This is a genomic window from Streptomyces sp. SM1, assembly GCF_002910825.1.
GTDB classification, from domain to species: Bacteria; Actinomycetota; Actinomycetes; order Streptomycetales; family Streptomycetaceae; genus Streptomyces; species Streptomyces okerensis.
On the sequence record NZ_NEUB01000801.1, the window covers coordinates 1 to 7538 of the forward strand.

At 73.0% G+C, this 7538-nt stretch carries 5 protein-coding genes; 3 read left to right on the forward strand and 2 right to left on the reverse strand.

The window, feature by feature from the left end; translation table 11 throughout:
• Positions 1-3 precede the first annotated feature (3 nt).
• The gene (locus B9S61_RS43305; RefSeq protein WP_308457788.1) at positions 4-615 is read right to left on the reverse strand and encodes a chaplin; all 612 of its coding nucleotides are present in this window, start codon (positions 613-615) and stop codon (positions 4-6) included.
• A 297-nt stretch (positions 616-912) separates the two neighbouring features.
• Here B9S61_RS43305 and B9S61_RS24625 point away from each other — a divergent pair, with 297 nt between their 5' ends.
• The 3 genes from B9S61_RS24625 (at position 913) to B9S61_RS24635 (ending at position 5707) form a co-directional block, all read left to right on the forward strand.
• Entirely contained in the window at positions 913-2517 is a 1605-nt protein-coding gene (locus tag B9S61_RS24625) for an alpha/beta hydrolase (protein ID WP_103544206.1), read from the forward strand.
• Between the two features lie 330 nt (positions 2518-2847).
• Positions 2848-3942, forward strand: coding sequence for a chemotaxis protein (locus tag B9S61_RS24630; RefSeq protein ID WP_103544207.1), 1095 nt, complete (start codon positions 2848-2850; stop codon positions 3940-3942).
• Between the two features lie 349 nt (positions 3943-4291).
• Positions 4292-5707 carry a PP2C family protein-serine/threonine phosphatase gene (locus B9S61_RS24635; RefSeq protein WP_103544208.1) on the forward strand — a complete coding sequence of 472 codons (1416 nt, stop codon included), beginning with the start codon at positions 4292-4294 and terminating at the stop codon, positions 5705-5707.
• A 21-nt stretch (positions 5708-5728) separates the two neighbouring features.
• Here the strand turns inward: B9S61_RS24635 and B9S61_RS24640 are convergent, their stop codons facing one another.
• Complete coding sequence (locus tag B9S61_RS24640; RefSeq protein ID WP_103544209.1) at positions 5729-7213, reverse strand: hypothetical protein; 1485 nt, start codon at positions 7211-7213, stop codon at positions 5729-5731.
• Positions 7214-7538: the final 325 nt, after the last annotated feature.

Genomic DNA, 7538 nt, shown 5'->3' on the forward strand with positions numbered 1-7538 from the left:
CGGTCAGCCGGCCGTCCGCTGACGCGCTCGGCGGTACAGGGCCACACCGGCCAGGAAGAGCGCGGCACCGGACCCGAGAACCGGAAGCGTCCGGTCGGCTCCCGTCTCGGCGAGAGCCACGGGCTCCTGCGGGACCGCGTGCGGCGCCGGGGCGGGGAGGGTGCGCGGTGGCGTCGAGGGCTCGGGACGGTCCGGGCGCTCGCCGGGGGTGTTCGTGGAGCTGTTGCCGACGGCGGCGTTCCCGGAGCCGACCACGCTCACGCTGTTGCCGCTGATGTTGACCGGGAGATCCACCGGCAGCTGTACCCCGTTGCCGGACACCACGCCCGGGGAGCCGTGCGTGCCGCTCTCGGCGGAGGAAGCGGCGGAGGAACGCGTGGAGGGGCCGCGCTCCCCCGCCTCCTCGTTGGCACAGGTGTTCCCTGCGGCGGGGTTGAGCAGGCCCGCCACGTTCACCGTGTTCCCGCACACGTTCACCGGGACGTGCACCGGGAGCTGGACGGCGTTCCCCGCCAGCACCCCGGGTGAACCGGCCGCGGCGCCGTCCGCCCCGGCGTCGGCGTACGCCGGCATCGCCACGGCCATCGCGCCCGACGCGGCGGCGACGGCGATCACACCGTTTCGGGTAGCCCGTCTCATAGGTTCCCTGCCCTTCAGACATGGTCGCGGGCGCTCGCCCGCACCGGATAGAACGCGGCTGCGGCATCCGGGTCATGGCTCATCCGTATGCCGCAGCCGGTTCACCCCATCGGGGGCACCATCACTCGAACTCCGGGCAAAGCCGGTCGAACTCACGGCGGACGCACGCGGGTCCGGGCAGCCGTGGGTACCGCCGTACGGCCGACGGGCGGGGGCCCCGGAGCCCGCCTATGGTGAGCGAGGGCGCCGGTCGGGGCGTCCCTGGAGGCATCGATGCTGGCCAAGCTGACCGTGCGACCCCGTCTCCGCCGGTACGCGGCCCACCCCTCGGTCGGGCGCTGCGCCGCCGCCGGGGCGGTGGGACTGGCCCTGCTGGGCACCGGCCTGACGGCGACCGGCCCCTCCGGACCGGACCTCGACCGGTTCTACGACCAGAAGATCGAGTGGGCGGGATGCGGGGGCGGCATGGACCTGCCCGGGGACATGCAGTGCGGGACGGTCACCGTTCCGCTCGACTACGCGGAGCCGGACAGGGGCACCCTGGAACTGGCCCTCGCCCGCTACCGGGGCTCCGGCCGGCCCCGGGGTTCGGTGGTGCTGAACTTCGGCGGTCCGGGCGGGTCGGGAGTACTGGGGCTCGCGCAGGGCCGCAAGGACTTCCTGGGCCTGACCGACGACTACGACGTGGTCTCCTTCGATCCCCGCGGCGTCGGCCGCTCCGCACCGGTCAGCTGCGGCGCCGAGGCCACCGGTCAGGCGCTGGAGGCGACCGACGGCGAGGAGATGGCCGATCCGCGTGAGACGCTGCGGCAGTTGCGCGAGGTGGCCGCCGAGTGCGCCGAGCACTCGGGCCCCGTCCTCGACCACATCGGCACCGTGGACGTCGCCCGCGACCTGGACGTGATGCGCCAGGCGCTCGGCGACAAGAAGCTCAACTACCTGGGATTCTCCTACGGAACCCGGCTCGGCGCGGTGTACGCGGCCCAGTTCCCCGGGAAGGTCGGGCGGATGGCACTGGACGGCGTGGACACCCTGACCGAGCCGCTCGCCGAACAGGGGCTGGCGAGCGCGCGGGGACAGCAGACCGCTCTGGAACACTTCCTCACGTGGTGCACCGGGGAACTCGGCTGCCCGTTCGGACAGGACGCGCGCGACGCCCGCAGGCAGGTCGTGGACCTGGTCGGTTCGCTCGACGAGAACCCGGTGCCGACCGACTTCGGTTACGAGTTCACCGGCCAGGACCTGGCCGGCGCCATCGGACAGGGGCTGTACACCAAGGAGATGTGGCCTCTGCTGGAACGGGCGCTCGCCCAGCTCATGGAGGACGGGGACACCGGCGGGGTGGAGGCCCTCGCGACCGGCGGGGCGGCGCGGCCCGCGCCGCAGCGGGCAGACGAGCCCCTGGCCGACCCGGAGGATGTTCCGCTGGACAATCTGCCGGCCGCGCTGATGGCGGTGAACTGCGCGGACGACCCGGACCGGCCGGACGCCGAGCGGCTGACCCGGGACCTGGCCCGGCTGCGCACCGCCTACGAGGATGCCTCGCCGGTCTTCGGCCGGTACCGGCTCGCCCAGGTGGTGCTCTGCTACGGGCGGCCCAGGGGCACCGACTACATCCGGGAGAAGGTCAAGGATCTCGACACGCCGAAGATGCTGCTGGTCGGCACCCGGGGCGACCCGGCCACTCCGTACCGCTGGACGGTGCAGACGGCCGAGCGGCTCGGTTCCGCGGCCGTGGTGCTGGACAACCGGAACGAGGGCCACACCGGCTACGGTTCGTCGGAGTGCGTGCACCGCAAGATCGACGACTTCCTGCTGCACGGTTCCCTGCCGCCGAGTGGCAGTTCCTGCGGCGGCGAGGACGACGGCCGGATCTGACCGGACACCCGGCGCCGCGAACCCCGTACTCCACACCGCCGCCCCCGCCGATGTGCCCGCGCGGCGTCCCGGCCGCTTCGCCCGCGTCGGGCACGAGGACGGACGGGCGACGGACGGCGCCGGACGCCGGAGGTCCACCGTCGGAACTGCACATCCGACACGGGCACCCGGACAGGGGCACGCGCGGTCCGCACGTTCGCCCGCGGCTCCGGGTCCGGGTCGGGGTCCGGGTGCGAGTCGCCCACCACTCCGGCCGCATACACGCACACTCGCACACCCGGGGCCTTTGCCCCAAATGCCCTACCGCGGAATTCGCCCTATGGTGCTGTCATGGAGCACGATCTGAGTCCCGCGACCCTTGCCGAGCTTCGCCGCCCGCGACCCTACCCCGCGGTGTCCCTGCTGACGCCGACGCACCGGCGCGAGCCCCTCAACACCCAGGACGCGGTCCGGCTGCGCAACATGGTGGCCGAGGCCAAGAAGAAGCTGGAGGACGATCCCGCGGTCACCCGGGACCGGCGTGCCGACGTGGCCCGGGAGCTCGACCGGGCCCTGGCGGAGGTCGACCTGTCCCACACCGAGGACGGACTGGCCATCTTCGCCGCCCCGGGCGAACACCAGGTGTGGTCCCTCGCCCGCAGCGTGCCCGAGCGGGTCGTCCTCTCGGACACCTTCCTGACCCGCAACCTCGTCTCCGCCCACACGGCGGAACGGCCGTTCTGGGTGCTGTCCGTGTCCGCCGACCGGGCCACCCTCTGGAACGGCGGGGTGGACCGGGTCGTCGAGGAACGCGCCGGAGGCTTCCCGCTCGTCCGTGAGGAGCGCAACTTCGACCCCGAGCGGCAGGAGCGGGTGGGCGACCAGCCGAGCAACTTCCGGGACGAGGACACCCGCCGTTTCCTGCGCGAGGCCGACACCGCGATGGGCGCGCTGCTGCGTCACCACCCGCGGCCGCTGTACATCACCGGTGAGCCTGCCGCCCTGTCCCTCCTCGGCGAGGCCGGCGGCGCCACCAGGGACGCCGTGCAGGTACCGCACGGAGGGCTGGCGCACGGGACACCCGAGGCGGTGTGGCAGGCCGTGGCTCCGGTCCTCGAGGACGAGGCGCGCAAGAACACCGAGGACGTGGCCCGGTCACTGGAATCGGCGCGGGGGCGCAAGGAGTTCGGGGCCGGCGTCGACGAGCTGTGGCAGAGCGCCCGGGACGGCCGGATCCGGCTGCTGGCCGTCGAGGAGAACTACCGGATCACGGTGCGCGACGCCGGGGACCATCTCGTCATCGCCGGGGACGGGGACCTGGACGCCCGCGAGGACATCGTGGACGAGATCGTCGAGCAGTGCCTCGAGACGGGCGCGGAGGTCCGCTTCGTGCCGGACGGCACCCTCGGGGACGCGGACGGGATGGCCGCGGTCCTGCGCTACTGAGCGTGGGCCGAGCTCCTCGGGCCCGCGGGGCCCGGACCCGAGGAGCGGAACCGGGTTGCAGGGCTACTGGCCGGTCACCCAGGAACAAACACCTGAGCGTCGAACGTACGAGTGAGTGATTTTCCCGGTCGAACGGGCTCTCAAGTCACTTGCGTAGCATAGGAGTTGGGGCGCCGATCGGACCTCCGGCAGATACCTCCGGGTAACTCCGTGAAGACGGTGGCATATGCCATGGGCACCGCCTTATCGTGTGTCGCCGAATCCCTTACAGGCTGTCGCGGGCTGTGCCACAGTCGTAACGATCCCTCCGCCGGCCCGAAGGCCGAACCGTCCCGCATCGGAGTGCGTCATGCCGCCCCACCTCTCCGCGGACCGCCCAGCCGCCCAGCCGCCCTCGCGCGGCCCGGTCGACGCGCTCATCTCGCAGGCCCGGCGGCTCAAGGGCGACGTGGACGCCGTACGACGTGACACACCGGCCGACGAGGCGGACCCGGGGGAGCGCTGGCGGCGCGCGCTGTACGACCTGGCACTGCATCAGCTCGACGACCTGGACCGGCATCTGGCCCTGCTCCGCGACGACCCGCCGTCCGCTCCCGGGCCGTCCGCCGGGGACTGCGCCGCGCCGCGGCGGGACTCCCTGCTCAGCCGGGTCGGCAGCGCGGAGTGGAACCTGCTCACGGACGAGGTGAACTGGTCCGGTGAGCTGTACCGCATCCTGGGGCGTGACCCGGCCGCTCCCCCGCTCTCCCTCGACGAACTGCCGTCGCTGGTGGTCGACGAGGACCGGCCCGGACTGACGGCGATGGTCACCGGCTGCCTGGTCGACGGCCGCCCGATCGACGGGGAGTTCCGCGTCCTGCGCGCGGACGACGGCGTACGGACCGTGCACATGATGGGCGAACCGGTACTCGGTGCCGACGGCAGCACCGCCTCGATGTGGGCGGTGCTGCGTGACGTCAGCGAACTGCGCCGCTGCCGGCGGGAGGTGAGCGAGTCCCGTGACTCGCTGCACCACCACCGGCATGCCGCCGCGCGGACCGAGCGCCGGCTCGCGGGCGAACTGCGGGAGGCCGTGCTGCCACCGTGGCGCGGCTCCCTGCGGCTCCCGCACGACGGGCCGCGGGCGCTGGACATCGCCGCCGCCCACGTGCCGCCCCCGGTTCACACGCCGGTCGGCGGGGACTGGTACGACGCCCTGGAACTCGCCGACTCCGGCACGCTGCTCGGCGTCGGCGACCTGACCGGTCGCGGGGTCGGCGCGGCCTCCGGCATGGCGATGCTGCTCGGCGCCGTGCGCGGCATGGCGATGACCGGCACCGAACCGGGCCCGCTCCTCGCCTGTCTGAACCGGTTACTGGACGCCACCGCACAACCGGTCCTCGGCAGTGCCGTCTGCCTGCGCTACCGGCCGGCCACCCGCTCACTGCTCTGGGCGCAGGCCGGACACCCCGCCCCGCTGCTGTTCCGCGGCGGGACGGGGCGGGCGCTGGAAGCCCCGCGGGGCGTGCTGCTCGGTGCCGCCCCGGGCTCCGCCTACGGGCAGGCCGAAGAGACCCTCGAGGTCGGCGATCTGCTGCTCCTGCACACCGACGGGCTGGTGCCCGGACATGCCGCGGCCACCGCCGCCCACCGGCTCCTCGGCCTCGCCCCCCGCTTCGCCGGGGCCCGCACCGCGCAGGACTGCGTCCAGGCCGTGATACGGGAGTTCGGCGACGGGGAGCGCGAGGACCACGCCTGCGTGCTGGTGGCCCGGGTCGCCTCGTAGCGGCCCCGCGGGGCCGGACCGTCAGGCCTTGACGCCCCTGCCCCTGGGTCTGGGCAGCGCCAGCTCGATCTCCTCCCTCAGTTCCTGGATCCTCGGATAGGTGGAGTACTCGGCGGTGAGCCGGTACATCTCACGCAGCCGGTCCCAGGTGCGGCGCGAGGAGTTCTGACCCATCGACACCAGGGCGAGACGCGCGAACCGGTCCGCCTGTTCGGGATCGTCGGCGATGAAGCACGCGGAGGCCATGGACAGGAAGTCGAAGATCTTCGACCGCTGCTGTGCCTCGACCCTGAGGGCCAGCGCCTTGTCCGCGTAGTGCTGGGCGTGCGTGGCGGCGTCCGGCTCGAACTCCGCGAGCGTCCGGTACGACAGCGCCTGCATCCCGTACAGGTCCGCCTCGTTGAACAGCTGCATCCAGTTCGGCGGCGGCACGTCCCCCTTGTCGGAGACGAACAGGTCCTCGGCGCGGCCCAGGGTGCGGCGCATCGCCTGCCCCTTGCCCATGGACGCCTGCGCCCAGGCCTCGATGGTGTGGAACATGGCGCGGGTGCGCGGCAGCACCTCCTCGCCCGAGCCGGACTGGGCGAGCTTCATCAGGTCCATCGCCTCGTCGGGCCGGCCCAGATGCACCATCTGACGGGCTGCCCGGGACAGCGCCTCACCGGCGCGCGGGCGGTCGCCGCCCTCCCGGGCCGCGTGGGCGGCGATGACGAAGTACTTCTGGGCCGTGGGTTCCATGCCGACGTCGTGCGACATCCAGCCGGCGAGCACGGCGAGGTTGGCGGCGACGCCCCACAGGCGCCGCTGGAGATGGGGTGGATGGTGGTAGGCGAGCATGCCGCCCACCTCGTTGAGCTGGCCGACCACCGCCTTGCGCTGGAGGCCGCCGCCCCGGGCGGCGTCCCAGGCACGGAACACCTCCACGGAGCGCTCCAGTTCCTCGATCTCCTGCGAGCCGATCGGGGCCGCCTCGTAGCGGTCGAACCCGGCGGGCTCGGCGCGCAGCGGATCATGGAGACGGGGAGCGTCGGCGGTCAGGGCCGGATCGGTGTGCAGCCAGTCGTGCATGGCGCTGCTGAGTGCGGAGCCCGCGGTGAGCGCGGCGCCCGCGCCCACCAAGCCGCGTCGGTTGAGCATGAGGTCCATTCCCGTGAATTCGGTGAGGACCTCGGCTGTCCGCTCGGGCGCCCACGGCACTCCGTCGGGATGTTCCGCACTCCCGGGGCGTGGCCGTTTCCCCGTACGCCCGTGCCGGACCAGACCGAGATCCTCGATGGTCACGACACGGCCGAGACGCTCGGTGAACAGAGCCGCCAGCACCCGCGGTACGGGATCGCGCGGGATCTCTCCCATGTCGATCCACCGCCGCACCCGGGAGGTGTCGGTCGCCAGCTGGGGGTGGCCCATGGCCGCCGCCTGCCGGTTGACCAGCCTCGCGAGTTCGCCCTTGGACCAGCCGGCCAGGCCGAACAGGTCCGAGAGCCGGGTGTTGGGTTGTCCGCTCACGTCAAGCCCCCAGGTTCTCGGCTGAGTTGACAGTAGCCCGGTGCTGGTTGCCGGGCGACTATTCGCCAGGGTTCGCCAGGGTGCGCCAGATGGTGTGCCAGGGGGCATCGGGTGTCGAGTAGGAACGCGCCACCACGACCCCGTCGCCGCAGGGACATTCCCCCAGGGTGCGCCGGGCGGCCGGGGCGGGTGGTGCACTGACGTCGCAGGCACACGAAGGGATCTGTATCACCCATGTACGCAGCATCGTCCTCCGTGTCCGCTCCGCCCCGGCCGCTGCGTCCGCGTCCGTCGGACAGCGGCCCCTATCTCTCCCCCGCGCGCC

Excerpts from the sequence above, each read along its gene's own strand:
- B9S61_RS24625 (WP_103544206.1), top strand. The coding sequence starts at position 913 with ATGCTGGCCAAGCTGACCGTGCGACCCCGTCTCCGCCGGTACGCGGCC.
- B9S61_RS24630 (WP_103544207.1), top strand. The coding sequence starts at position 2,848 with ATGGAGCACGATCTGAGTCCCGCGACCCTTGCCGAGCTTCGCCGCCCG.
- B9S61_RS24635 (WP_103544208.1), top strand. The coding sequence starts at position 4,292 with ATGCCGCCCCACCTCTCCGCGGACCGCCCAGCCGCCCAGCCGCCCTCG.